Source organism: Bradyrhizobium sp. USDA 4451, from assembly GCF_054822585.1.
This window is the reverse complement of the sequence record NZ_JBTRCH010000001.1, coordinates 1,537,965-1,560,659: the sequence shown is the minus strand read 5'-3', so window position 1 is coordinate 1,560,659 and position 22,695 is coordinate 1,537,965. Positions and strand designations below refer to the sequence as shown.

General features: G+C 64.9%; 18 protein-coding genes and 1 pseudogene. 14 read left to right on the top strand and 5 right to left on the bottom strand.

Annotated elements, in window-relative coordinates; translation table 11 throughout:
- The first annotated feature begins 208 nt into the window (after positions 1 to 208).
- Both ACVMB0_RS07130 and ACVMB0_RS07125 read left to right on the top strand, forming a co-directional pair.
- Positions 209 to 970 carry a DUF1223 domain-containing protein gene (locus ACVMB0_RS07130; RefSeq protein ID WP_456751515.1) on the top strand — a complete coding sequence of 254 codons (762 nt, stop codon included), beginning with the start codon at positions 209 to 211 and terminating at the stop codon, positions 968 to 970.
- 519 nt (positions 971 to 1,489) lie between these two features.
- Positions 1,490 to 1,861, top strand: coding sequence for a DUF2794 domain-containing protein (locus tag ACVMB0_RS07125; RefSeq protein WP_456751516.1), 372 nt, complete (start codon positions 1,490 to 1,492; stop codon positions 1,859 to 1,861).
- A gap of 202 nt (positions 1,862 to 2,063) precedes the next feature.
- On the opposite strand, the gene ACVMB0_RS07120 is transcribed toward ACVMB0_RS07125, so the two are convergent.
- The 3 genes from ACVMB0_RS07120 to ACVMB0_RS07110 all read right to left on the bottom strand — a co-directional run bounded on the left by ACVMB0_RS07120 (position 2,064) and on the right by ACVMB0_RS07110 (position 6,402).
- Positions 2,064 to 2,855, bottom strand: a complete 792-nt coding sequence (locus ACVMB0_RS07120; protein WP_021078796.1) for a Bax inhibitor-1/YccA family protein — start codon at positions 2,853 to 2,855, stop codon at positions 2,064 to 2,066.
- A 233-nt stretch (positions 2,856 to 3,088) separates the two neighbouring features.
- Positions 3,089 to 5,686, bottom strand: a complete 2,598-nt coding sequence (locus tag ACVMB0_RS07115; RefSeq protein WP_461345750.1) for an ABC transporter permease — start codon at positions 5,684 to 5,686, stop codon at positions 3,089 to 3,091.
- The gene (locus tag ACVMB0_RS07110) at positions 5,683 to 6,402 is read right to left on the bottom strand and encodes an ABC transporter ATP-binding protein (protein WP_461345749.1); all 720 of its coding nucleotides are present in this window, start codon (positions 6,400 to 6,402) and stop codon (positions 5,683 to 5,685) included. The genes ACVMB0_RS07115 and ACVMB0_RS07110 overlap by 4 nt, the downstream gene beginning before the upstream one ends.
- Positions 6,403 to 6,457: 55 nt before the next feature.
- On the opposite strand from ACVMB0_RS07110, the gene ACVMB0_RS07105 reads away from it, so the two are divergent.
- The 12 genes and pseudogenes from ACVMB0_RS07105 to ACVMB0_RS07050 all read left to right on the top strand — a co-directional run bounded on the left by ACVMB0_RS07105 (position 6,458) and on the right by ACVMB0_RS07050 (position 20,740).
- On the top strand, positions 6,458 to 7,129 hold the full coding sequence (locus tag ACVMB0_RS07105) for an arylesterase (protein WP_461349612.1): 672 nt from the start codon (positions 6,458 to 6,460) through the stop codon (positions 7,127 to 7,129).
- A gap of 167 nt (positions 7,130 to 7,296) precedes the next feature.
- On the top strand, positions 7,297 to 7,833 hold the full coding sequence (gene thpR, locus ACVMB0_RS07100) for an RNA 2',3'-cyclic phosphodiesterase (protein ID WP_456751519.1): 537 nt from the start codon (positions 7,297 to 7,299) through the stop codon (positions 7,831 to 7,833).
- A gap of 138 nt (positions 7,834 to 7,971) precedes the next feature.
- A complete protein-coding gene (gene zapE, locus ACVMB0_RS07095; RefSeq protein ID WP_461345748.1) occupies positions 7,972 to 9,159 on the top strand; it encodes a cell division protein ZapE in 1,188 nt (395 codons plus the stop codon).
- 255 nt (positions 9,160 to 9,414) lie between these two features.
- Complete coding sequence (mdh, locus tag ACVMB0_RS07090; protein ID WP_461345747.1) at positions 9,415 to 10,383, top strand: malate dehydrogenase; 969 nt, start codon at positions 9,415 to 9,417, stop codon at positions 10,381 to 10,383.
- A gap of 160 nt (positions 10,384 to 10,543) precedes the next feature.
- Positions 10,544 to 11,741 (top strand): annotated as a pseudogene (gene sucC, locus ACVMB0_RS07085) (ADP-forming succinate--CoA ligase subunit beta).
- Positions 11,742 to 11,743: 2 nt separating this feature from the next.
- Positions 11,744 to 12,220 (top strand): DUF1579 family protein, encoded by a 477-nt coding sequence (locus ACVMB0_RS07080; RefSeq protein ID WP_456751521.1) that lies wholly within the window; start codon positions 11,744 to 11,746, stop codon positions 12,218 to 12,220.
- A gap of 35 nt (positions 12,221 to 12,255) precedes the next feature.
- Entirely contained in the window at positions 12,256 to 13,137 is an 882-nt protein-coding gene (gene sucD, locus ACVMB0_RS07075) for a succinate--CoA ligase subunit alpha (protein WP_461345746.1), read from the top strand.
- 256 nt (positions 13,138 to 13,393) lie between these two features.
- A complete protein-coding gene (locus ACVMB0_RS07070) occupies positions 13,394 to 16,354 on the top strand; it encodes a 2-oxoglutarate dehydrogenase E1 component (protein ID WP_456751523.1) in 2,961 nt (986 codons plus the stop codon).
- Positions 16,355 to 16,526: 172 nt separating this feature from the next.
- Positions 16,527 to 17,771: a 2-oxoglutarate dehydrogenase complex dihydrolipoyllysine-residue succinyltransferase gene (odhB, locus tag ACVMB0_RS07065; RefSeq protein WP_461345745.1), complete on the top strand. Its 1,245-nt coding sequence runs from the start codon at positions 16,527 to 16,529 to the stop codon at positions 17,769 to 17,771.
- Between the two features lie 71 nt (positions 17,772 to 17,842).
- Positions 17,843 to 18,592 (top strand): SDR family oxidoreductase, encoded by a 750-nt coding sequence (locus ACVMB0_RS07060; protein WP_461345744.1) that lies wholly within the window; start codon positions 17,843 to 17,845, stop codon positions 18,590 to 18,592.
- Between the two features lie 84 nt (positions 18,593 to 18,676).
- Complete coding sequence (gene lpdA, locus ACVMB0_RS07055) at positions 18,677 to 20,077, top strand: dihydrolipoyl dehydrogenase (protein ID WP_461345743.1); 1,401 nt, start codon at positions 18,677 to 18,679, stop codon at positions 20,075 to 20,077.
- 123 nt (positions 20,078 to 20,200) lie between these two features.
- Positions 20,201 to 20,740: a hypothetical protein gene (locus tag ACVMB0_RS07050; protein ID WP_456751527.1), complete on the top strand. Its 540-nt coding sequence runs from the start codon at positions 20,201 to 20,203 to the stop codon at positions 20,738 to 20,740.
- A 141-nt stretch (positions 20,741 to 20,881) separates the two neighbouring features.
- Here the strand turns inward: ACVMB0_RS07050 and ACVMB0_RS07045 are convergent, their stop codons facing one another.
- Together ACVMB0_RS07045 and ACVMB0_RS07040 are read right to left on the bottom strand one after the other, a co-directional pair.
- Positions 20,882 to 21,472, bottom strand: coding sequence for a DUF4337 domain-containing protein (locus tag ACVMB0_RS07045; protein WP_456751528.1), 591 nt, complete (start codon positions 21,470 to 21,472; stop codon positions 20,882 to 20,884).
- A gap of 162 nt (positions 21,473 to 21,634) precedes the next feature.
- Positions 21,635 to 22,606 (bottom strand): tyrosine recombinase XerC, encoded by a 972-nt coding sequence (locus ACVMB0_RS07040; RefSeq protein ID WP_461345742.1) that lies wholly within the window; start codon positions 22,604 to 22,606, stop codon positions 21,635 to 21,637.
- Positions 22,607 to 22,695 lie beyond the last annotated feature (89 nt).

Genomic DNA, 22,695 nt, shown 5'->3' with positions numbered 1-22,695 from the left:
GTCTCCGCGCAAACCCCTCGCGTTTGCCGCGAGGGACCATGCCTCAACGCGGATTTGTGATCGGTGGCTCACCGCTTAGTGAGTAGCGACCAAAAAGAAGGCGGCCTATGAAAAGGCCGCTTTCTCGCGTTTTGGGGCACGCAAGTTCAGGGACAGACTTCATGCTCCGTACAATTACGGATGGAAATCATCACGACTGGTTCGCAGTATGACAGCGATGATGGCCTATAATTCTATCTCGCGATGGTCCAGTGCGCTCGGTATCTGCGCGATCGTCGCGATCATCCGCCCCGCTCACGCCGATCCGCGTGCTGTCGTCGAACTCTTCACCTCGCAGGGATGCTCGTCCTGCCCGCCCGCGGACAAGATCATCGGTGATCTTGCGAAGGACCCCAACGTCATCGCGCTCAGCATGCCGATCGACTATTGGGACTATCTCGGCTGGAAGGATACGCTGGCCGACTCCCGGTTCAGCGCGCGTCAGAAAGCCTATTCGCATATGCGCGGCGATCGCGACGTCTACACGCCGCAGGCCGTGATCAACGGCTCCGCGCATGTGATCGGCAGCGATCGCGCCGGCATCGAGAGCGCGATCAAGGATACCGAGAAGGGCGGCAGCGTGATGTCGGTGCCGGTGACAATGACGCTGACCGGCAAGCAGATCAACGTGTCGGTCGCGGCATCGAAGTCGCCCGCCGCATCGCGCGGCGAAGTCTGGATCTGCTCGATCTCGAAGTCGGTGCCGATCTCGATCGCGCGCGGCGAGAACCGCGGCCGCGAGATCACCTACCACAATGTGGTGCGCAATCTCCTCAAGGTCGGTGACTGGAACGGGTCGTCCGGGAGCTGGACGGTGCCGCTGGAGAACATCACGCGCGAGGGCGTCGATGCCGCGGCGGTGTACGTCCAGGACGGCAACCGCGACAAGCCGGGCCCGATGCTCGGCGCCGCGTTCACCTCGCTTCACTAAGCTTCACGGGGCGCGCTTGCGTTGCATGGTTTGTCGCGCAGCCGAGCGACAGCGAACGTGCATCCAGTGATGTGCTGAAAGGAAGGACGCGAGGCTTTGCGCCTGCGTCTCGATCGTGCGCTATGCCGTAGGTCCCAAAAACAAAAAGGACCAACTTTCGTTGGCCCAGTGTTGGGATTTGACTCCCCTGCGAACAGGCCCGATCCCGACGGCCCCGGGGGGCTGGGGGCTGAGGAATCCGGAACCGAAAGGACCGGGCCAACGCAGGATTTTGTTTTCGCAAGGCAGCGGGGCGGGCGATTGGCGGAAGTGGGGCAGCAATATGATTCCGCTAACGTTCCCGTGACTCTCTGGTTTTTCGGACAATCCGTTGCGTCCAATAGTGGTTAAGGCCTGGTTGCGTTGCGAATGGCCCCTTGCAGGGCCCATCGCTTAGCGCAATCATGTCACTCTCGTGACGATCCCGAAGGGTGGACGGCATTCGGGTTCCGCCGTCACCGAGATGACAGGAGGCGCTCGATGAGTTTGATCTCGGAGGACACTGATCCGAGCGGGAGTCGCGCCGCGGCGCGTCCCGTCGCCGCGACCCCCCAGCCCAACCGCGTGACATTCAATCGACTTGAGCTCAACCGCATCCTCAATCTCTACGGCCGCATGGTCGCCGACGGCGAGTGGCGCGACTACGCGATCGACTTTCTGAAGGACCGCGCCGTGTTCTCGGTGTTCCGGCGTGCGTCGGAAATGCCGATCTACCGGATCGAGAAGGATCCCCGGCTGGCGCGCAAGCAAGGCATGTACAGCGTGATTTCGGCGACCGGGCTGATCCTGCGTCGTGGCCATGAACTCGAACGCGTGCTGCTCGCGATCGACCGCAAGCTGTCGCTGGTGTAGGCGTGGCAAGGCCGCGGCTTCGTAGCCCGGATGGAGCGCAGCGCAATCCGGGGCCGTTATAACCGCGGATGGAGGAGTCCCGGATTGCGCTCCGCTCCATCCGAGCTACGCTGCTCCATCCGAGCTACGCCATTCTGCCCGCCGAAAAGAAAAGCCCCGGCCGTTGGGCCGGGGCTTCGATCGGTTGCCTTGCTCGAGGTGGTTAATCGCGCTGGCCGAGCAGCTGCAAGAGCAGCGTGAACAGGTTGATGAAGTTCAGATAGAGCGACAGCGCTCCCGTGATCGCCGCACGCTCTGCCATCACGCCACCCTGCGAGGCGTAACCGTAGATGTAGTCGTTCTTCAGCCGCTGGGTGTCCCAGGCGGTGAGGCCAGCGAACACCAGCACGCCGACCACCGAGACGATGAACTGCAGCGCCGAGCTCGCCAGGAACAGGTTGACCAGGCTCGCGATGATGATGCCGATCAGGCCCATGAACAGGAACGAGCCCATGCCGCTCATGTCACGCTTGGTGGTGTAGCCGTACAGGCTCAGCGCACCGAACGTCGCCGCGGTGATGAAGAACACGCGCACGATCGAGGTGTGCGTGTACACCAGGAAGATCGATGACAGCGACAGGCCCATCAGCGCCGAGAACACCCAGAACAGGAGTTGGGCGGTCGCGGGCTGCAAGCGGTTGATGCCGGCCGAGATGACGAACACCATCGCCAAGGGAGCGAGGATGAACAGCCACTTCAGCGGGCTCACGAACATCGCGTAGCCGAACTGCGTCAGATAGGCGTTGCCGAACTTGGCGACCGCGGCCGACTGGTCGGTGGTCACCGCGCCCATGTAGACGCCGAGCGCGGCCAGGCCGGTGATGGCAAGGCCGATGCTCATGTAGTTGTAGATGCGCAGCATGTAGGCGCGCAGACCGGCGTCGACGGCCGCAGCGTCAATGCGCCCGGCGGCCCGGCCGAAAGGAGAAGCGTAATTGCGGTCTAGGTCCGACATGGTCGAATTCCCGTGGTTGGTCCCGGTGGAGCGCAAGGGATTTGCGGCGCCGGTCGTAAATCTATCTCAGATGGCTCGGTTTGCGGAACATTAATTCCGTGTCATTCAGCCGGCCATCCGACCCGTTTGGTATGTGGGAAATTAACACATCCGACGCAAGCTTCCACGCGCGGCCGAATGTCGCTCTGGCCTAGCATGATAGGCAAAAACGGCGCTTTCGCCGCTACATATTGTCACAAATTCCGCAGCACCGAGGCCGGTTTCTGGTTCAGCGCGAGCAGCGTGCCAGCCAACCCAAGCCCGACCGTGACGACCAGCGCGGCGAGCACGACCAGCGCGGCGCTGCCGGCCTGCCAGATGAAGCTCAGCGTCATCAGCCGCGTCACGATCAGCCAGGCCGCGACCGAACCGGCGATGACGCCGAAGATCGCGGTTGCAAAACCGATCATCAGATACTCCAGCGCGTAAGCGCCGAGCAATCGCGGCCGCGTGGCGCCGAGCGTCTTGAGGATCACGGCATCATAGACCCGGTGGCGGTGCCCGGCCGCGAGCGCGCCGCCCAGCACCAGGATCGCCGAGATCAGCGTCACGGCGCTGGCGCCGCGGATCGCCAGCACGAGGTTGCTGACGACGCTGCCGACCGTCTCCAGCGCCTCGCGGACCCGCACGCTCGTCACCATCGGAAACGCATCGGCGACCTGCTTGATGATGCGCGCATCATCGTCAGCGCCCGCCTGGGTCGAGCTTGCGTGCGGCTCCGTCAGGGTGGCGACGTGGCTGTGCGGTGCGCCCTTGAAGGCGTTCGGCGAGAACACCAGCACGAAATTGATGCCGAGGCCCTGCCAGTCGATGTTGCGCAGATTGGCGATCTTCGCCGGCACGTCGCGGCCGAGCACGTTGACCACGACCTCGTCGCCGATCTTCAGGGCGAGGCCGTCGGCGATCTTCTTCTCCATCGAGACCAGCGGAGGTCCGCTGTAGTCGGGGCCCCACCATTCGCCCTCGACGATCTTCGAGCCCTTGGGAATCTCGCCGGTATAGGTGAGGCCGCGGTCGCTTTGCAGCACCCATTCCGAATCGACCGACGGCTTGAGCTGATCGGCCTTGACGCCGCGCGCGGCGACGATGCGCCCGCGCAGCATCGGGACGTCCTCGACGGTTGAGCCGGCGGCGATCTGACCCAGGAAGGCGGCAAAGCGGTCGGCCTCGGTGGAGGGGATGTCGATGAAGAAGAACGACGGCGCCCGCTCCGGCAGCGCGGCCAGGAATTGCCGGCGCAGATTGCCGTCGATCTGGGTGATGGTGACGAGCACCGCGAGCCCGAGCCCAAGCGACAGCACGACCGACGGCGTCAGCGCGCCCGGCCGGTGGATGTTGGCGATCGCGAGCCGCAGCATGGTGATGCGGCTGCGCGGCAGCCGCCGCGCCACCGCCATCAGGATCTCGGCGATGCCGCGCAGCAGCAGGAACACTGCGATCGACGAGGCGACGAACACGGTGGCGACCCGCTTGTCATAGGCCAGCCCGATCGCAACGCCGATCAGCAATGCGATCACCACGGCCATCAGCGCGAGATAGCTCCAGCGCGGGCGATGCCACTCGCTGGTGACGGTTTCCCGGAACAGCGCGGCGACCGGCACGTCGTGGACCCTGCCGAGCGGCCACAGCCCGAACGCCAGCGCAGTGAGCTGGCCATAGATGAAGGAGAGCGCGAGCTCGTCGGGATGCAGGGCCGGCACCACCGGCAGCGGCAGCAGCTTGCCGAACAGGCCGACGATGACGAAAGGCAGCGCGGCGCCGAGCGCAAGCCCGATCACCGAGCCGATTCCGGCCAGCACCACGACCTGGGTGCAGTAGATCGTGAAGACGTCGCGGCCGGTGGCGCCGAGCGCCTTGAACGAGGCGATCACGTCGCGGCGGCGGTCGATATGGCTTTTCACTGCGTTGGCGACGCCGACGCCGCCGACCAGCAGGGCGGCAAGGCCGACCAGGGTCAGGAACTGGGTGAAGCGGTTGATGGTGCGTTCGAGCTGCGGCGAGGCGTTGCTGCGGCTGCGGACCTCCCAGCCGGCCTCCGGCGCCGCGGCCCGCGCGCCGTCGATCAGCGCGGTGGTGGCGCGATCGTCGTTGGCGCCGTCGGGCAGCTTCACCCGGTAGATCCAGCGCACCAGGCTGCCAGGTTGCAGCAGGTCGGTGGCGCGCAGGCTGGCTTCGCTGATCAGGAAGCGCGGGCCGAGCCCGACGCCGCCGGCGAGCTTGTCGGGCTCGGCCGCGACCACGCTGCGGATCTGGTAGGTCGCACTGCCGATGGTGACGCGGTCGCCGAGCTTGAGGTCGAGCCGCGCCAGCAAAGTCGAATCGGCACCCGCGCCAAAAACGCCGTCGCGCTCGGCGAGCAGATCGGCGATCGGCATGCCCGGCTCGAGCGTCAGCTCGCCGAGCATCGGATATTTGCCGTCGACCGCCTTGAGCTCGACCAGCGCCAGCTTGCCGTCGCCACTGCGGGCCATCGCGCGCAGCGTGGCCGCAACCGAGACCTCGCCGCGGGTGCGCAGATACGCGACTTCGTCGGGCTTGGCCTCGCGCGAGATCAGCGAGAACGCGACGTCGCCGCCGAGCAGCGTGCGGCCCTCGCGCGACAGGCCATCGCCGAGGCTCGCTGCAACCGAGCCGACACCGGCGATCGCCATCACGCCGAGCGCGATGCAGGCGATGAAGACATAGAACCCGCGCAGGCCGCCGCGCAGTTCGCGCAGCGCGTAACGGAAGGCAAGCGACGACGCGCGGCCCTGGGTACGGACTTGCACCGCGACGTCGGACGCAATGCTCATGTCGCGGATTGTCCGTCGATGCGGCCGGAGCGCAGCCGCACCACGCGGTCGCAGCGCTGCGCGAGCGCGAGGTCATGCGTCACCAGCACCAACGTCATGCCGCGCTCGGCGTGCTTGGTGAACAGCAGATCGACGATCTGCTTGCCCGTCGTCTCGTCGAGATTTCCGGTCGGCTCGTCGGCGACCAGGATCGCGGGATCGGGCGCCAGCGCGCGCGCGATCGCGACGCGCTGCTGCTCGCCGCCGGAGAGCTGCGTCGGATAGTGATGCAGCCGTTCGCCGAGCCCGACCGATTGCAGCTCCTGTGCGGCGCGCGCAGCCGCATCGGGATTGCCGGCAAGTTCGAGCGGCACGGCGACATTCTCCAGCGCCGTCATGGTCGGGATCAGATGGAACGACTGGAACACGATGCCGACCTGGCGGCCGCGGAAGCGCGCCAGCGCATCTTCATCGAGGGCATTGAACGAGGTGCCGTCGACGACCACTTCTCCGCCGTCAGGACGTTCAAGCCCCGCCATCACCATCAGCAAGGTCGACTTGCCCGAGCCCGACGGGCCGATCAGGCCGATCGCCTCGCCCGCTGCCACACGAAGGCTGATATCTTTCAGGATATGAACCCGTGCCGCGCCGGTGCCGAGCGAGAGATTGACGTTCCTGACGGCAATGGTGTCCGGCTCGACGTCGGTCAGTGAAGAGGATGCGATGAGACTGTCCATGGTTCGGTCATATGGCACTTCCGCGGCTGCGGTCGAGGGCCGGTTGAGAATTGTCGTGCACATACTCGTGTTGCTTATGGGCTTGATGACGGTGGCAAGTGCGCAGACGCCGGGATCTGGGGACGGAGCCGACAAAGGCCCGGCGCAAGGCTCCGTGAAACCCATCAGGATGGTGGTCCTGGGCGATTCCCTGAGCGCCGGTTACGGTCTCCCGGGCTCGGCGGCATTTCCGGTTCGGCTGCAAAAAGCCTTGGAAGCCAAGGGGATAAAGGTCGATATGACCAATGCGGGGGTGTCCGGCGATACCGCCTCCGGCGGCCGCGAGCGGCTCGACTGGTCGGTGGCCGATGGAACCGATGCGGTGATCGTCGAACTCGGTGCCAATGATGCCCTGCGCGGCATCGATCCCGCGGTGACGCGTGCCGCGCTCTCCGACATCATCACTAAGTTGCAGGCGCGCAAGATTGCCGTGCTCTTGTGCGGCATGCTTGCGCCGCCGAACTATGGCAGTGAGTATGCAGCGAAGTTCAACGCGATCTATCCGGATTTGGCGAAATCCCTCGGCGTACCGCTTTATCCGTTCTTCCTCGATGGCGTTGCTGCTAATCAGAAGTTCAACCAGGCCGACGGCATGCATCCGACGGCGGAAGGTGTGGACATCGTTGTGAAGAATATACTGCCCACGGTGGAGGCACTTCTCGGCGCATTATCCGGGCAACGCAGTTGAAACGCAGGCAGTGCGCCGTGTCGGGTCCGTAGGTTTACGAGCTGTTAACGGGTCATGCTTCGCAGAGTCACATATCTCGGGTACAAATAGGCATCGGTGATTCGTCGCCGGGCTTGTTACAGGGTGCGGGCTCCCAAAACCCGCGCCAAGCATCGAGGATTAAAGCGATGCCGCGTCTGTTCACTGGTCTGGAAATTCCGGCCGATATCGGCCAATCCCTCTCCAGCTTGCGTGGTGGCCTTCCCGGCGCTCGCTGGATCGATCCCGAAAATTATCACGTCACCCTGCGCTTCATCGGCGATATCGACGGCCTCTGGGCCAACGAGATCGCGACGATGCTGTTTCGGGTGAACCGCAAACCGTTCGAGGTCAAATTGCAGGGCCTGTCGAGCTTCGGCGGACGCAAGCCGCGCGCGGTGGTTGCCGCCGTCGAGCCCAGCCGGCCGTTGATCGAACTGCAAGCCGAGCTCGAGCGGATGATGCAGCGGATGGGGCTCGATCCGGAGGGCAGGAAATTCACGCCACATGTCACGCTCGCGCGTCTGCATGATGCATCGAGCCGGGACGTCGCGGATTATCTGTCGGTGCGCGGCTACTTCCCGAGCCGCAGCTTCATGGCGGACCGCTTCGTGCTGTTCTCGTCGCGCGCGTCGACAGGCGGCGGCCCTTACGTGGTCGAGGATTCCTACGACCTCTGCGCGTAAGGGCTCGCAGATCGTGGTGCCAGACACCTGGCAAGGCCGTGTGGCCGGCCGTGGTATGCAAGGGTTCGCGCTTGCATACCCCAATGGCACAATTCACGGCTTGCAATTTGGCGCGCAGTAGGGCCGTAAGGTGGGCCCATGCTGTCCACCTCGCCCAGTTCCTTTCTCGAGCACTACAAAGCCCTGGTCGCCTCCGGCGCGATCGAGGCTGATCCCGCGCAGGCCCGCGCCGCCGATGCGTTCGGCGCGCTGGAGGAGCGGCTCGCGAGCTACAAGCCGCAGCGCAAGCAGGGCCTGTTCGGCCGGCTGTTCGGCGGCGACAAGGACGACAAGCCGCCGCGCGGTCTCTACGTCCATGGCGAGGTCGGCCGCGGCAAGACCATGCTGATGGATCTGTTCTTCCAGCAGAGCCCGGTCGAGCACAAGCGCCGCGCGCATTTCCACGAATTCATGGCCGAGGCACATGAGCGGATCTACGGCTATCGTCAGCAGATCGCGCGCGGCGAGATTGCAGACGGCGACGTGATCGCGCTCACCGCGCAGGCGATCTTCGACGAGGCCTGGCTGCTCTGCTTCGACGAATTCCACGTCACCGACATCGCGGACGCGATGATCCTCGGCCGGCTGTTCGCGAGGCTGTTCGATCTCGGCACCGTCGTGGTCGCGACCTCGAACGTGGCGCCTGAGGATCTCTACAAGGGCGGCCTCAATCGCGCGCTGTTCCTGCCGTTCATCGCGCAGATCTCCGACCATATGGACGTGCTGCGGCTCGATGCGCGCACCGATTTCCGGCTGGAAAAACTGTTCGGCGTCAAGATGTGGCTGGTGCCGGCGGATCAAGCGGCCGATGCCGAGCTCGACGCGGCCTGGCGCAAGATGACCGGCAATGCGCCGTGCAAGGCACGCGACATCGCGATCAAGGGGCGCGTGCTGCACGTGCCGTGCTCGTCGCACGGCGTCGCGCGTTTCAGCTTTGCCGAGATCTGCGAGAAGCCGCTTGCCGCCTCCGACTATCTGAGGCTGGCGCACGACTACCACACCATCCTGATCGACCACGTTCCGGTGATGGACTACGCCGAGCGCAATGCCGCCAAGCGATTCATCTCGCTGATCGACACGCTCTATGACAATGCCGTGAAGCTGATGGCCTCGGCGGCAGCCGATCCGGTGTCGCTGTACCTTGCCGACGACGGCGTCGAGGCGATGGAGTTCAAGCGCACGGCCTCGCGCCTGATCGAAATGAGCTCGGAATCCTATTTGGCGCTGCCGCACGGCCGGAAGGATTCTGCCGCAAGCGGCGCGACGACCGGGCTGGTCGAGACCTGAAATCCAGCTCGAAATTCGCTCTTGCGCGTGGTCCGGTTCGGAGCAACTTTTCGTGTCTCCGGGAGGATGCTGCTGGCATGCCTGATCGAATTGCAGGCAGGGCCCGCAATCGGGCAGGCCGTGACTTAAAGGCTGACTTACAGGCTGACTTGCAGGCCGACTTGCAGGCCGACTTGAATGGATCATTCGAAAGGGATAACCACCCTTGCAACCGACTTCCCTCCCTCCTGCACCAGTTCAAAGGACTGATTTCCCATGGCACGCGACAAGATTGCACTGATTGGCTCCGGACAGATCGGCGGAACGCTGGCGCACCTCGTCGGCCTCAAGGAACTCGGAGACGTCGTGCTGTTCGATATCGCCGAGGGCGTGCCGCAGGGCAAGGCACTCGACATCGCGCAGTCGTCGCCGGTCGACGGCTTCGACTCCAACCTGGTCGGCGCCAATTCCTATGAAGCGCTCGACGGCGCCAAGGTCTGCATCGTCACCGCCGGCGTGCCGCGCAAGCCCGGCATGAGCCGCGACGATCTCCTCTCGATCAACCTCAAGGTCATGGAGCAGGTCGGCGCCGGCATCAAGAAGTACGCGCCGGACGCCTTCGTCATCTGCATCACCAACCCGCTGGACGCGATGGTCTGGGCGTTGCAGAAGGCCTCGGGCCTGCCGCACAAGAAGGTGGTCGGCATGGCCGGCGTGCTCGACTCCGCGCGCTTCCGCTATTTCCTGGCCGACGAATTCAACGTCTCGGTCGAAGACGTCACCGCCTTCGTGCTCGGCGGCCACGGCGACACCATGGTGCCGCTGACCCGCTACTCGACGGTTGCCGGCATTCCGCTGCCCGACCTCGTCAAGATGGGCTGGACTTCGCAGGCGCGCATCGACGAGATCGTCGACCGCACCCGCAACGGCGGCGCCGAGATCGTCAATCTGCTCAAGACCGGTTCGGCCTTCTACGCGCCGGCCGCATCCGCGATCGCGATGGCCGAGAGCTATCTGAAGGACAAGAAGCGCGTGCTGCCCTGCGCCGCCTATCTCAACGGCGAGTACGGCGTGAGGGACATGTATGTCGGCGTGCCCACCGTGATCGGCTCCAAGGGTGTCGAGCGCGTCGTCGAGATCGAGCTTGCCGGCAAGGACCGCGAAGCGTTCGACAAGTCGGTCGGCGCGGTGCAGGGCCTGGTCGACGCCTGCAAGAAGATCGCGCCCGATCTGCTCGGCAAGTAATCGCGTTCGGCAATCGCCCGATAGGCGATTTCGATCGCCTGTCGGACGCAAGGTGATGAAATTCCGGCGGATTTTGTAGTTGCGCGAGCCTTGGTATATGGTATGCCAGCGTTAAGTCTGACGCGAAGTTCGGCGCACGAGGGTTTGGGAGCCTCTTTCCATGAATATCCATGAATACCAGGCCAAGGCACTGCTGCACGAATTCGGCGTGCCGATCTCGCGCGGCGTCGCGGTGCTGAAGCCGGAAGACGCCGATGCGGCGGCCAAGCAGCTCCCCGGCCCCGATCTGGGTGGTGAAGAGCCAGATCCATGCCGGCGGCCGCGGCAAGGGCAAGTTCAAGGAAGCATCCGCCGGCGACAAGGGCGGCGTCCGCATCGCCAAATCGGTCGCCGAGGTCGACGAATTCGCCAAGCAGATGCTCGGCGCGACGCTGGTCACGGTGCAGACCGGCTCGCACGGCAAGCAGGTCAACCGCCTCTACATCGAGGAAGGCTCCGACATCGACAAGGAGTTCTACCTCTCGATCCTGGTCAATCGCGAGACCTCGGAAATCTCCTTCGTGGTGTCGACCGAAGGCGGTGTCAACATCGAGGACGTCGCGCATTCGACCCCGGAAAAGATCATCTCGTTCTCGGTCGATCCCGCCACCGGGATCATGCCGCATCACGGCCGCACCGTTGCCGAGGCGCTGAAGCTGAAGGGCGATCTCGCCAAGCAGGCCGAGAAGCTGACGGCCCAGCTCTATAACGCCTTCGTCGCCAAGGATATGGCGATGCTCGAGATCAATCCGCTGGTCGTCACCAAGCAGAGCCAGCTCCGCGTGCTCGACGCCAAGGTGTCGTTCGACAGCAACGCGCTGTACCGCCACCCGGACGTGGTCGCGCTGCGCGACGAGACCGAGGAAGACGCCAAGGAGATCGAGGCGTCGAAATACGACCTCAACTACGTCGCGCTCGACGGTACGATCGGCTGCATGGTCAACGGCGCCGGCCTCGCCATGGCGACGATGGACATCATCAAGCTCTACGGCATGGAGCCGGCGAACTTCCTCGACGTCGGCGGCGGCGCCAGCGTCGAGAAGGTCGCAGCCGCCTTCAAGATCATCACCGCCGATCCGAACGTGAAGGGCATCCTGGTCAACATCTTCGGCGGCATCATGAAGTGCGACGTGATCGCCGAGGGCGTGGTCGCCGCGGTGAAGCAGGTCGGCCTCAAGGTGCCGCTGGTGGTGCGTCTTGAAGGCACCAATGTCGAGCTCGGCAAGAAGATCATCCGCGACAGCGGTCTCAATGTCCTCGCCGCCGACAATCTCGACGACGCCGCGCAGAAGATCGTGAAAGCCGTCAAGGGAGGCTAACGATGGCCGATCATCTCGACGCCCCGACGCCGCTGGATGAACACCGCAAGCTTGCGGTCTTCGCGGGCGAGTGGAACGGCGAAGAGATGGTCTATCCGTCGCGCTGGACCGCGGGCGGTCCGGCCACCTCGCATGTCGTTGCGCGCATCGCGCTCAACGGCTTCTACCTGATCCAGGACAGCGTGCAGACCCGCGACGGCAAGGAGAGCTTCGCCACCCACGGCGTCTTCACCTACGACCGCGAGGATCGCGCCTACCGGTTGTTCTGGCACGATTCGCTCGGCTACTACCCGCCGTCGCCGGCCTCCGGCGGCTGGGCGGGCAAGTCGCTGATCCTGGTGCGCGGCTCGCTGCGCGGCAATGCCCGTCACGTCTACGAGGTCGTCGACGACAACACCTACACCATGAAGATCCAGTTCTCGCCTGACGCGGAAGGGTGGGCCGACGTGCTCACCGGCGTGTACCGGCGTATCCACTAACCCTTCACCGCTGTCTCGCGAAAGCATCTCGAACCATGTCCATTCTGATCGACAAGAACACCAAGGTCATCTGTCAGGGCTTCACCGGCAAGAACGGCACGTTCCATTCGGAAGCGGCGATCGCTTATGGCACCAAGATGGTCGGCGGCGTGGCGCCCGGCAAAGGCGGCTCGACCCATCTCAATCTGCCAGTGTTCGACACCGTCGCCGAGGCGCGCGCCAAGACCGGCGCCGATGCCAGCGTGGTCTATGTGCCGCCGCCCGGCGCGGCGGACGCGATCTGCGAGGCGATCGACGCCGAGATCCCGCTGATCGTCTGCATCACCGAGGGCATCCCGGTGCTCGACATGGTGCGCGTGAAGCGCTCGCTGTCCGGCTCGAAGTCGCGGCTGATCGGGCCGAACTGCCCCGGTGTGATGACCGCCGGCGAATGCAAGATCGGCATCATGCCGGCCAACATCTTCAAGCCCGGCTCGGTCGGCATCGTCTCCCGCTCCGGCACCCTGACCTATGAGGCGGTGTTCCAGACCACCCAGGAAGGCCTCGGCCAGACCACCGCAGTCGGCATCGGCGGCGACCCGGTCAAGGGTACCGAATTCATCGACGTGCTGGAAATGTTCCTGGCCGACGACAACACCAAATCGATCGTCATGATCGGCGAGATCGGCGGTTCCGCCGAGGAGGATGCCGCCCAGTTCCTCAAGGACGAGGCCAAGCGCGGCCGCAAGAAGCCGATGGTCGGCTTCATTGCCGGTGTCACCGCACCTCCCGGCCGCCGCATGGGCCATGCCGGCGCGATCATCTCGGGCGGCAAGGGCGACGCCGGTTCCAAGACCGCGGCGATGGAAGCGGCCGGCATCAAGGTTTCGCCGTCGCCGGCGCGGCTCGGGCATACGCTCGCCGAGATGCTGAAGTAACCGCCGCCACGCGGAACTTACCTGGATCACGACATGGTTCCGGCGGGATTTCCGTCCGGAACCACATCTATTTGAGCATATTAACGGCGCAGCGGCCGCTCGATAAGAACTGAAAATATATTCATTTCTTAGTTCTTTTAGGCAGGAATATCCGTCCTAGATAGGGTAAAGGATATCCCATCCAGCCGGCGCACTTCCAGACCGGCATCAGCGCCGTCTCCTACGCGCGAACCGAAAAAATCACCAGGACTGCCCCATGTCTCGCCAAGACGCGAACGCCGCTTTTGCACTCTCCTCATTCCTGCAGGGCACCAACGCCGCCTACATCGACGACCTCTATGCCCGTTACGAGCAGGACCCATCCTCGGTCGACGCCGAATGGCAGGATTTCTTCAAGAGCCTGAAGGACGCCCCGGCCGACGTGCAGAAGAACGCCGAGGGGGCCTCGTGGGGCCGCGCCAACTGGCCGGTGACGCCGCGCGACGAGCTGACCTCGGCGCTCGACGGCAACTGGGCCCAGGTCGAGAAGGCGGTCGGCACCAAGCTTGCGGCGAAAGCGCAGGCCAAGGGCACCGAGCTTTCCGACGCCGACGTGCATCAGGCGACCCGCGATTCGGTTCGCGCCTTGATGCTGATCCGCGCCTACCGCATGCGCGGCCATTTCCACGCCAAGCTCGATCCGCTCGGCATCGAGGCGCCGCGCGATCGCGAGGAGCTCGATCCGCGCTCCTACGGCTTCACCGAAGCCGACTTCGACCGCAAGATCTTCCTCGATCACGTGCTCGGCCTCGAATACGGCACGCTGCGCGAGATCGTGCAGATCTGCGAGCGCACCTACTGCCAGACGCTCGGCGTCGAGTTCATGCACATCTCCAATGCCGCGCAGAAGGCGTGGATCCAGGAGCGCATCGAGGGTCCGGACAAGGAGATCAGCTTCACGCCCGAGGGACGCCGCGCGATCCTCAACAAGCTGATCGAGGCCGACGGCTTCGAGAAGTTCTGCGACACCAAGTTCACCGGCACCAAGCGCTTCGGCCTCGACGGCGGCGAATCGCTGATCCCGGCGCTGGAGCAGATCATCAAGCGCGGCGGCAATCTCGGCGTGAAGGAGATCGTGGTCGGCATGCCGCATCGCGGCCGCCTCAACGTGCTGACCCAGGTGATGGGCAAGCCGCACCGCGCCCTGTTCCATGAATTCAAGGGCGGCTCGGCCAACCCGGACTCGGTCGAAGGCTCCGGCGACGTCAAGTATCACCTCGGCGCCTCCTCGGACCGCGAGTTCGACGGCAACAGCATCCATCTGTCGCTGACTGCAAATCCGTCGCATCTCGAGATCGTCGATCCGGTCGTGATGGGCAAGGTGCGCGCCAAGCAGGATCAGCACGGCGATCCGCCGGACATGCGCATCTCGGTGTTGCCGCTTTTGATGCATGGCGACGCGGCGTTCGCGGGCCAGGGCGTGGTGGCGGAGTGCTTCAGCCTGTCCGACCTGAAGGGCTATCGCACCGGCGGCTCGCTGCACTTCATCGTCAACAACCAGATCGGCTTCACCACCTATCCGCGCTACTCGCGCTCGTCGCCCTATCCGTCCGACGTCGCGAAGATGATCGATGCGCCGATCTTCCACGTCAACGGCGACGATCCGGAGGCCGTGGTGTTCGCGGCCAAGGTCGCGATCGAGTTCCGGCAGAAATTCCACAAGCCGGTCGTGATCGACATGTTCTGCTACCGGCGCCACGGCCACAACGAGGGCGACGAGCCCGCGTTCACCCAGCCGGTGATGTACAAGAAGATCGCCGCGCACCCGACGACGCTGGAAATCTACGCCAAGCGGCTGGTCGCTGACGGCGTGTTGACCGACGGCGAGGTCGAGAAGGCCAAGGCCGACTGGCGCGCGCGGCTCGATGCCGAGCTCGAAGCCGGCTCGGGCTACAAGCCGAACAAGGCCGACTGGCTCGACGGCAAGTGGGCCGGGTTCAAGTCGGCCGATCAGGAAGAAGACGCCCGCCGCGGCGTCACCGGCGTCGATGTTGCCGTACTCAAGGACATCGGCCGCAAGATCACCAAGGTGCCGGATGGCTTCCGCGTCCACCGCACCATCCAGCGTTTCCTCGACAACCGCGCCAAGGCGATCGACAGCGGGATCGGGATCGACTGGGCGACCGGCGAGGCGCTGGCGTTCTGCACGCTGCTGCAGGAAGGCCATCATGTGCGGCTGTCCGGCCAGGATTCCGAGCGCGGCACCTTCTCGCAGCGCCATTCGGTGCTGATCGACCAGGAGGACGAGAGCCGCTACACGCCGTTCAACCATCTCGGCGGCGAAGACACCGGCCATTACGAGGTCATCAACTCGCTGCTGTCGGAAGAGGCGGTGCTCGGCTTCGAATACGGCTACTCGCTGGCCGAGCCGAATGCGCTGGCGCTCTGGGAAGCCCAGTTCGGCGACTTCGCCAACGGCGCCCAGGTGGTGTTCGACCAGTTCATCTCCTCCGGCGAACGCAAATGGCTGCGCATGTCGGGCCTCGTCTGCCTGCTGCCGCACGGCTATGAGGGGCAGGGACCGGAGCATTCCTCCGCGCGCCTCGAGCGCTATCTGCAGATGTGCGCCGAGGACAATATGCAGGTGGTCAATCCGACCACGCCGGCGAACTACTTCCACGTGCTGCGGCGCCAGCTGCATCGCGAGATCCGCAAGCCGCTGATCCTGATGACGCCGAAGTCGCTGCTGCGCCACAAGCGCGCGGTGTCGCGGCTCGACGAGCTCGGCAAGAACGCCACGTTCCACCGCATCCTGTACGATGACGCGCAGATGCTGCCGGACGAGAAGATCAAGCTGGTGCCGGACGACAAGATCCGTCGCGTCGTGCTGTGCTCCGGCAAGGTCTATTACGACCTGTACGAGGAGCGCGAGAAGCGCGGCATCGACGACATCTATCTGATGCGCATCGAGCAGCTCTACCCGGTGCCGCTCAAGGCGCTGGTGCAGGAGTTCGGCCGCTTCAAGAACGCGGAGATGGTCTGGTGCCAGGAAGAGCCCCGCAACATGGGCTCCTGGCACTTCATCGAGCCCTATCTGGAATGGGTGCTGAACCAGGTCAACGCAGCCAACAAGCGTCCGCGCTATGCCGGCCGTCCGGCATCGGCAGCGACCGCCACCGGTCTGATGTCGAAACACCTGGCGCAGCTCAAGGCGCTGCTCGACGACGCACTGAACTAACGATCTTCACTGCAGCCATGCCCCGCCCTGTGCGCAAACGCGCACCGGGGCGGGGCATCCGGTATCCGCGTCATTCAGCACAGGTGCTGTCGTCACGGAGGACCGGGTCGTCCGCTTTGGCGGGTGGTGGCCGGATAAATTTTTCGACCGCAAGGTTATCGAGGAAAAGACCATGACTGAAATTCGCGTTCCAACGCTCGGCGAATCCGTGACCGAGGCCACCATCGGCCGCTGGTTCAAGAAGGCCGGTGAGGCCGTCGCAGTGGACGAGCCGTTGGTGGAGCTGGAGACCGACAAGGTCACCATCGAGGTGCCCGCGCCGGTCGCCGGCACGCTCGGCGAGATCATCGCCAAGGATGGCGAGACCGTCGCCGTGGGCGCGCTGCTCGGCCAGATCAATGACGGCGCTGTTGCCGCCAAGCCGGCTGCTGCTGCCGCCGCTCCCGCCAAGGCCGCCGCGCCCGCTGCCGCCGCTCCCGCGGCGGCGCCTGCCGCGCCGAAGGCTCCGCCGGCGGACGCGCCGCTGGCGCCGTCGGTGCGCAAGCTGTCGGCCGAAAGCGGCGTCGATGCCTCCACCGTTCCGGGCTCCGGCAAGGACGGCCGCGTCACCAAGGGCGACATGCTCGCTGCGATCGAGAAGGCCGCCTCGGCGCCAACGCCGGTCAACCAGCCGGCGGCCGCCGTGCAGGTCCGTGCGCCCTCGCCGGCCGACGATGCCGCGCGCGAGGAGCGGGTCAAGATGACCCGGCTGCGCCAGACCATCGCGCGCCGCCTCAAGGACGTGCAGAACACCGCCGCCATGCTGACCACCTTCAACGAGGTCGACATGACCGAGGTGATGAAGCTGCGCGCGCTCTACAAGGACACGTTCGAGAAGAAGCACGGCTCGAAGCTCGGCTTCATGGGCTTCTTCACCAAGGCGGTGGTGCAGGGGCTGAAGGACATTCCGGCCGTCAACGCCGAGATCGACGGCTCCGACCTGATCTACAAGAACTACTACCACATCGGCGTTGCTGTCGGCACCGACCGTGGCCTCGTCGTGCCTGTCGTGCGCGACTGCGACCACAAGTCGATCGCCGAGATCGAGAAGTCGATCGCCGACTTCGGCCGCCGCGCCCGCGACGGTCAGCTCAAGATCGACGAGATGCAGGGCGGCACCTTCACCATCACCAATGGCGGCATCTACGGCTCGCTGATGTCGACGCCGATCCTCAACGCGCCGCAGTCCGGCATCCTCGGCATGCACAAGATCCAGGAGCGGCCGATGGTGGTCGGCGGCAAGATCGAGGTGCGCCCGATGATGTATCTGGCGCTGTCCTACGATCACCGCGTGATCGACGGCAAGGAAGCGGTCACCTTCCTGGTGCGCGTCAAGGAGAGCCTGGAAGATCCGGCCCGCCTGGTGCTGGATCTCTGAGGTCGTTCGCGCGCGACGCCCGACCGGCTCGGGCGTCGCGATTTGTTGGGTGCTCATGATCGGGGATCAATGTGACGGATAAGGTCGTTGTCATCACCGGCGGCAGCCGCGGCATCGGCCGCGCTACCGCGCTTGCTGCCGCCGCGCGCGGCTATCGCGTCGTGGTCGGCTACGCCACGAACCAGGCCGCGGCCAACGAGGTCGTCGCCGCGATCGAAGCGAAGAACGGCAAGGCGATCGCGGTGAAGTGCGACGTCGGCAGCGAGCAGGATATCCTGGCGCTGTTCAAGGCCGCCGATGGCTTCGGCACGCTCGGCGCGCTCGTCAACAATGCCGGCATCGTCGGCAAGAGCGGCGTGCGCGTCGACGAGATGTCGGCCGAGCGCATCCAGCAGATGATGGCGGTGAACGTCACCGGCAGCATCCTGTGCGCGCGCGAGGCGGTGAAGCGGCTGTCGACCAAACATGGCGGCAAGGGCGGCGTCATCGTCAACCTGTCCTCGGTCGCGGCCAAGCTCGGCGCGCCCAACACCTATGTCGATTATGCCGCCTCCAAGGGCGCGATCGATTCCTTCACCGTCGGCCTCGGCTACGAAGTCGCCAATGAAGGCATCCGCGTCGCCGGGATTCGTCCCGGTCTGATCGATACCGATATCCATGCCGCCGGCGGCGAGCCTGATCGCGCGCATCGGCTGGCCCATCTGGTGCCGATGAAGCGCGTCGGCACCGCGGACGAAATCGCCAACGCCATCGTCTGGCTGATTTCGGACGAGGCGTCCTACGTCACCAGCGCGATCCTCGACGTGTCGGGCGGTCGCTAGGCCACATTCAAGAGCGGGCGCCGGTCTGCCAACAAGATCGCGCCCGCATAATTATCACGGAATTTAGCTACAGGACCTTCCATCATGGCTTCTTACGATCTCGTTGTCATCGGCACCGGACCCGGCGGATATGTCTGCGCGATCCGCGCGGCACAGCTCGGCATGAAGGTTGCCGTCGTCGAGAAGAACGCGACGCTGGGCGGCACCTGTCTCAACGTCGGCTGCATGCCCTCGAAGGCGCTGCTGCACGCCTCCGAGATGTTCGAGGAAGCCGGGCACTCCTTCGCCAAGATGGGCGTCAGCGTCCCGGCGCCGAAGCTCGATCTGCCGGCGATGATGAACTTCAAGCAGCAGGGCATCGACGGCAACGTCAAGGGCGTCGAGTTCCTGATGAAAAAGAACAAGATCGACGTGCTCAAGGGCACCGGCAAGATCCTCGGTGCCGGCAAGGTCGAGATCTCCGGCGACGGCAAGGCCGAGACCGTCGAGACCAAGAACATCGTGATCGCCACCGGCTCGGACATCGCGCGGCTGAAGGGCATCGAGATCGACGAGAAGCGCATCGTGTCGTCGACCGGCGCGCTGTCGCTGGAGAAGGTGCCGGGCAGCCTCTTGATCGTGGGCGCCGGCGTGATCGGGCTCGAGCTCGGCTCGGTCTGGCACCGTCTCGGTGCCAAGGTCACCGTGGTGGAATTCCTCGACCGCATCCTGCCCGGCATGGACGGCGAAGTGGCCAAGCAATTCCAGCGCATCCTGGAGAAGCAGGGTTTTGCCTTCAAGCTCGGCGCCAAGGTCACCTCGGTCGACACGTCTGGCAAGACGTTGCAGGCCAAGGTCGAGCCGGCCGCCGGCGGTGCCGCGGAGACCATCGAGGCCGACGTCGTGCTGGTCTGCATCGGCCGCGTGCCGTACACCGAGGGTCTCGGGCTGAAGGAAGCCGGCGTTGCGCTCGACAATCGCGGCCGCGTCGCGATCGATCAGCACTTCTCGACCAATGTGAAGGGGATCTACGCGATCGGCGACGTCGTGGCCGGGCCGATGCTCGCGCACAAGGCGGAAGACGAGGGCGTGGCCTGCGCCGAGATCATCGCGGGCCAGGCCGGCCATGTGAACTACGACGTCATTCCAGGTGTTGTGTATACCACCCCGGAAGTGTCGTCGGTCGGCAAGACCGAGGAAGACCTCAAGCAGGCCGGCGTCGCCTATACCGTCGGCAAATTCCCGTTCACCGCGAACGGCCGCTCCAAGGTCAACCAGACCACCGACGGCTTCGTGAAGGTTCTCGCAGATGCGAAGACCGACCGGGTGCTCGGCGTGCACATTGTCGGCATCGAGGCCGGCGAAATGATCCATGAAGCCTGCGTTCTGATGGAATTCGGCGGTTCGGCCGAAGATCTGGCGCGCACCTGCCACGCCCATCCGACCCGCTCCGAGGCGATCAAGGAAGCTGCGCTTGCGGTGGGCAAGCGCGCCATCCATATGTGATCGAACGTCCGGCGCGAGCCGGCTGGAGCGTGATCCGGAAAAGTGTGAAGCGGTTTTCCGAGAGGATCATGCTCAAACGAGGAGCTGAAGCGCGATGATTCATCGCGCTTCAAGATCATAGCGATGTTGCGCCGCCTGCTTCAGCCGTTCTGGGTCCTGCTTGCGATCATCTTCCTGATCGAGGCCTGGCTGTGGGATCACCTCGAGCCGATCGTGGCCCGCGTGGTGGCGTGGATTCCGCTGCATGCGCTCAAGCAATGGCTCGCGGACCGGGTCGATTCGCTGTCGCCGGCGATGACGCTGATCGTCTTCGTCGTGCCGCTGATCCCGTTGTTTCCGCTGAAGCTGGTCGGGCTCTGGCTCTTGGCGAATCAATACTGGTTCAGTGCGGTCTCGCTGATCCTGTTCGCCAAGATCGTCGGCGTCGGCGTCACGGCCTTCCTGTTCGACGTGACGCGGTCGAAGCTGCTGGAGATGCCCTGGTTCGAGGCGCTCTATAATTTCGTGATGGCGCTGCGCGCCAAGGCCACCGCGCTGGTCGAGCCGGTCAAGCGGCGCATCCGCGAGATGATCACCGGCGACGGCGAGGGTTGGACCGCACGCACGTTGCGCCTGATCGCACGCTTCCGCAAAAGCGTGCATCAGACCAGCAAGGTTCTTTGAACTCTACAATTCCGTCATCCTGAGGAGCGCGCTTTTGCGCGCGTCTCGAAGGATGCACGGCCCAGCTGGTGGCCGATTCATCCTTCGAGACGCCGCTTCGCGGCTCCTCAGGATGACGGTTACAGAGCGAAATCGTCCGCCTCAATGCAAAGGCAGCAGGTGCGGCTGGAATAGACCGAGCACGGTCATCAGGACGCCGGCGAGCGTCACCAGGCCGGATACCCAGGCCAGCGCGGCGATGCCGGTGATGATGGTTGCGGATGCCAGCACGATCGCGATCTGGAAGGCGGCGGAGGCAAGCTCGAAGTGATGATACTTCGCGGTGGCCTCGTCGCGCTCATGCTCGGCGTGCTTGGCGCGCTCGGAGAGTTGCTCGGAGCCCTCGCCCGTCTCCGGCTCCGAGCGGTAGCGCGCCGCGGTCTTCTGCCAGTCGTCGATCTGCTTCTGCAGCGCGGCCTTGGCCGCCTCGTCGGTGGTGGTGGCGAGGTTCAGCTTGCCCTGCTCGGCGGCGGTCTGCACCGCGGTGCGGCGGATGCTCTTGGCCTGGAAGAAGGCCCAGAGGTTGGAGGCCTCGACATTCTTGCTGATCGATTCGGTCTGGGCGCCCTTGCCGAGCGTCTCGGACAGCGCCAGGCAGAGCGCGATCACGGCGATCAGGAGCGCGATCTTCCTGTTCTCGCCCGACGCATGCTCGGCATGCTCCGCGTGCTCCATACTTTCATGTGCGCTCATGATTCCCCTCCGGATGAGACCGCGCCACGATTGCCGAATGCGGCGCACAAGGCAAGGGCCGCGCAATATGTGGCAGCCGTATGAACGAAGATGAACGGCGCAAGATGAACGGCGGATCGGCAGGCGAGGCCTGCGCCTGACTTTGAGCTGACAGCGATGCGATCAGCCTCGCGGGTGCGCGGAGCGATAGACTTCGAGCAGGCGCTCGCTGTCGATGCCGGTGTAGATCTGCGTGGTCGACAGCGATGCGTGGCCGAGCAATTCCTGGATCGCACGCAAATCGCCGCCGCGGCTCAAGAGATGGGTGGCGAAGGAGTGCCGCAGCGCATGCGGCGTGGCGCTGTCGGGCAGGCCGAGCGCTCCGCGCAGCCGCTCCATGGTGAGCTGGATGATGCGCGGGCTCAACGGGCCGCCGCGCGCACCGACGAACATCGGCCCGGTCGGGCTGAGCTGGTGCGGGCAGATCGCCGCATAGTCCGCGATCAGTTGCAGCACGTTGTGCAGCACCGGCACCATGCGGGTCTTGTTGCCCTTGCCGGTCACGACCAGCACGTCGCCCTCGCCCGGCTTCGGCACGTCGCGGCGCTTCAGCCCCAACGCCTCGGAGATGCGCAGGCCCGAGCCGTAGAGCAGCGCCATCACGGCGGCGTCGCGCACCAGGATCCAGGTCTCGCGCTCTTCGCCGGCACGCTCGTCGGCGTCGGCAAAGCGCTTCGCGGCTTCCATGTGGATGGGTTTCGGCAGGCTCTTCGCCACCTTCGGCGCGCGGATCGCCGAGAGAGCGCCGACCTTGCCCTTGCCTTCGCGCTCCAGGAAACGTCCGAATGAGCGCAGGCCGGCCAGCGCCCGCATCAGCGATCGGCCGCCGATCTCGTCTGCGCGGCGCATCGCCATGAAGGCGCGGACGTCGCTCGCCTCGAGCACGGAAAATGCCGCAAGCGTCACGCGAGCGCTCCAGTGCTCGGCCAGGAAGGCCAGGCATTGCCTGACGTCGCGGGCGTAGGCCTCGAGCGTCTTCGGCGACAGCCGCCGCTCGGCGCGCAGATGCGACAGCCATCGCATCATCTCCTGCGTCACCGATGGATCGGCGCAGTCGAGCTCGAGCGGTGCGATGGGCTGATCGGTCCGGGCCATCTGTTAGGGGCTATTGGCGCTACGAATCTCCTGATTATATCGCACTGCCTTCGTTTACCGATCGCTAAGACCGCACGACGGTGCTAGCC

What these genes read in the sequence shown, in the direction of transcription:
- ACVMB0_RS07130 (WP_456751515.1), top strand. Translation starts at nt 209, where the DNA reads ATGACAGCGATGATGGCCTATAATTCTATCTCGCGATGGTCCAGTGCG.
- ACVMB0_RS07125 (WP_456751516.1), top strand. Translation starts at nt 1,490, where the DNA reads ATGAGTTTGATCTCGGAGGACACTGATCCGAGCGGGAGTCGCGCCGCG.
- ACVMB0_RS07120 (WP_021078796.1), bottom strand. Translation starts at nt 2,855, where the DNA reads ATGTCGGACCTAGACCGCAATTACGCTTCTCCTTTCGGCCGGGCCGCC.
- ACVMB0_RS07115 (WP_461345750.1), bottom strand. Translation starts at nt 5,686, where the DNA reads ATGAGCATTGCGTCCGACGTCGCGGTGCAAGTCCGTACCCAGGGCCGC.
- ACVMB0_RS07110 (WP_461345749.1), bottom strand. Translation starts at nt 6,402, where the DNA reads ATGGACAGTCTCATCGCATCCTCTTCACTGACCGACGTCGAGCCGGAC.
- thpR (WP_456751519.1), top strand. Translation starts at nt 7,297, where the DNA reads ATGCCGCGTCTGTTCACTGGTCTGGAAATTCCGGCCGATATCGGCCAA.
- zapE (WP_461345748.1), top strand. Translation starts at nt 7,972, where the DNA reads ATGCTGTCCACCTCGCCCAGTTCCTTTCTCGAGCACTACAAAGCCCTG.
- mdh (WP_461345747.1), top strand. Translation starts at nt 9,415, where the DNA reads ATGGCACGCGACAAGATTGCACTGATTGGCTCCGGACAGATCGGCGGA.
- ACVMB0_RS07080 (WP_456751521.1), top strand. Translation starts at nt 11,744, where the DNA reads ATGGCCGATCATCTCGACGCCCCGACGCCGCTGGATGAACACCGCAAG.
- sucD (WP_461345746.1), top strand. Translation starts at nt 12,256, where the DNA reads ATGTCCATTCTGATCGACAAGAACACCAAGGTCATCTGTCAGGGCTTC.
- ACVMB0_RS07070 (WP_456751523.1), top strand. Translation starts at nt 13,394, where the DNA reads ATGTCTCGCCAAGACGCGAACGCCGCTTTTGCACTCTCCTCATTCCTG.
- odhB (WP_461345745.1), top strand. Translation starts at nt 16,527, where the DNA reads ATGACTGAAATTCGCGTTCCAACGCTCGGCGAATCCGTGACCGAGGCC.
- lpdA (WP_461345743.1), top strand. Translation starts at nt 18,677, where the DNA reads ATGGCTTCTTACGATCTCGTTGTCATCGGCACCGGACCCGGCGGATAT.
- ACVMB0_RS07050 (WP_456751527.1), top strand. Translation starts at nt 20,201, where the DNA reads ATGTTGCGCCGCCTGCTTCAGCCGTTCTGGGTCCTGCTTGCGATCATC.
- ACVMB0_RS07045 (WP_456751528.1), bottom strand. Translation starts at nt 21,472, where the DNA reads ATGAGCGCACATGAAAGTATGGAGCACGCGGAGCATGCCGAGCATGCG.
- ACVMB0_RS07040 (WP_461345742.1), bottom strand. Translation starts at nt 22,606, where the DNA reads ATGGCCCGGACCGATCAGCCCATCGCACCGCTCGAGCTCGACTGCGCC.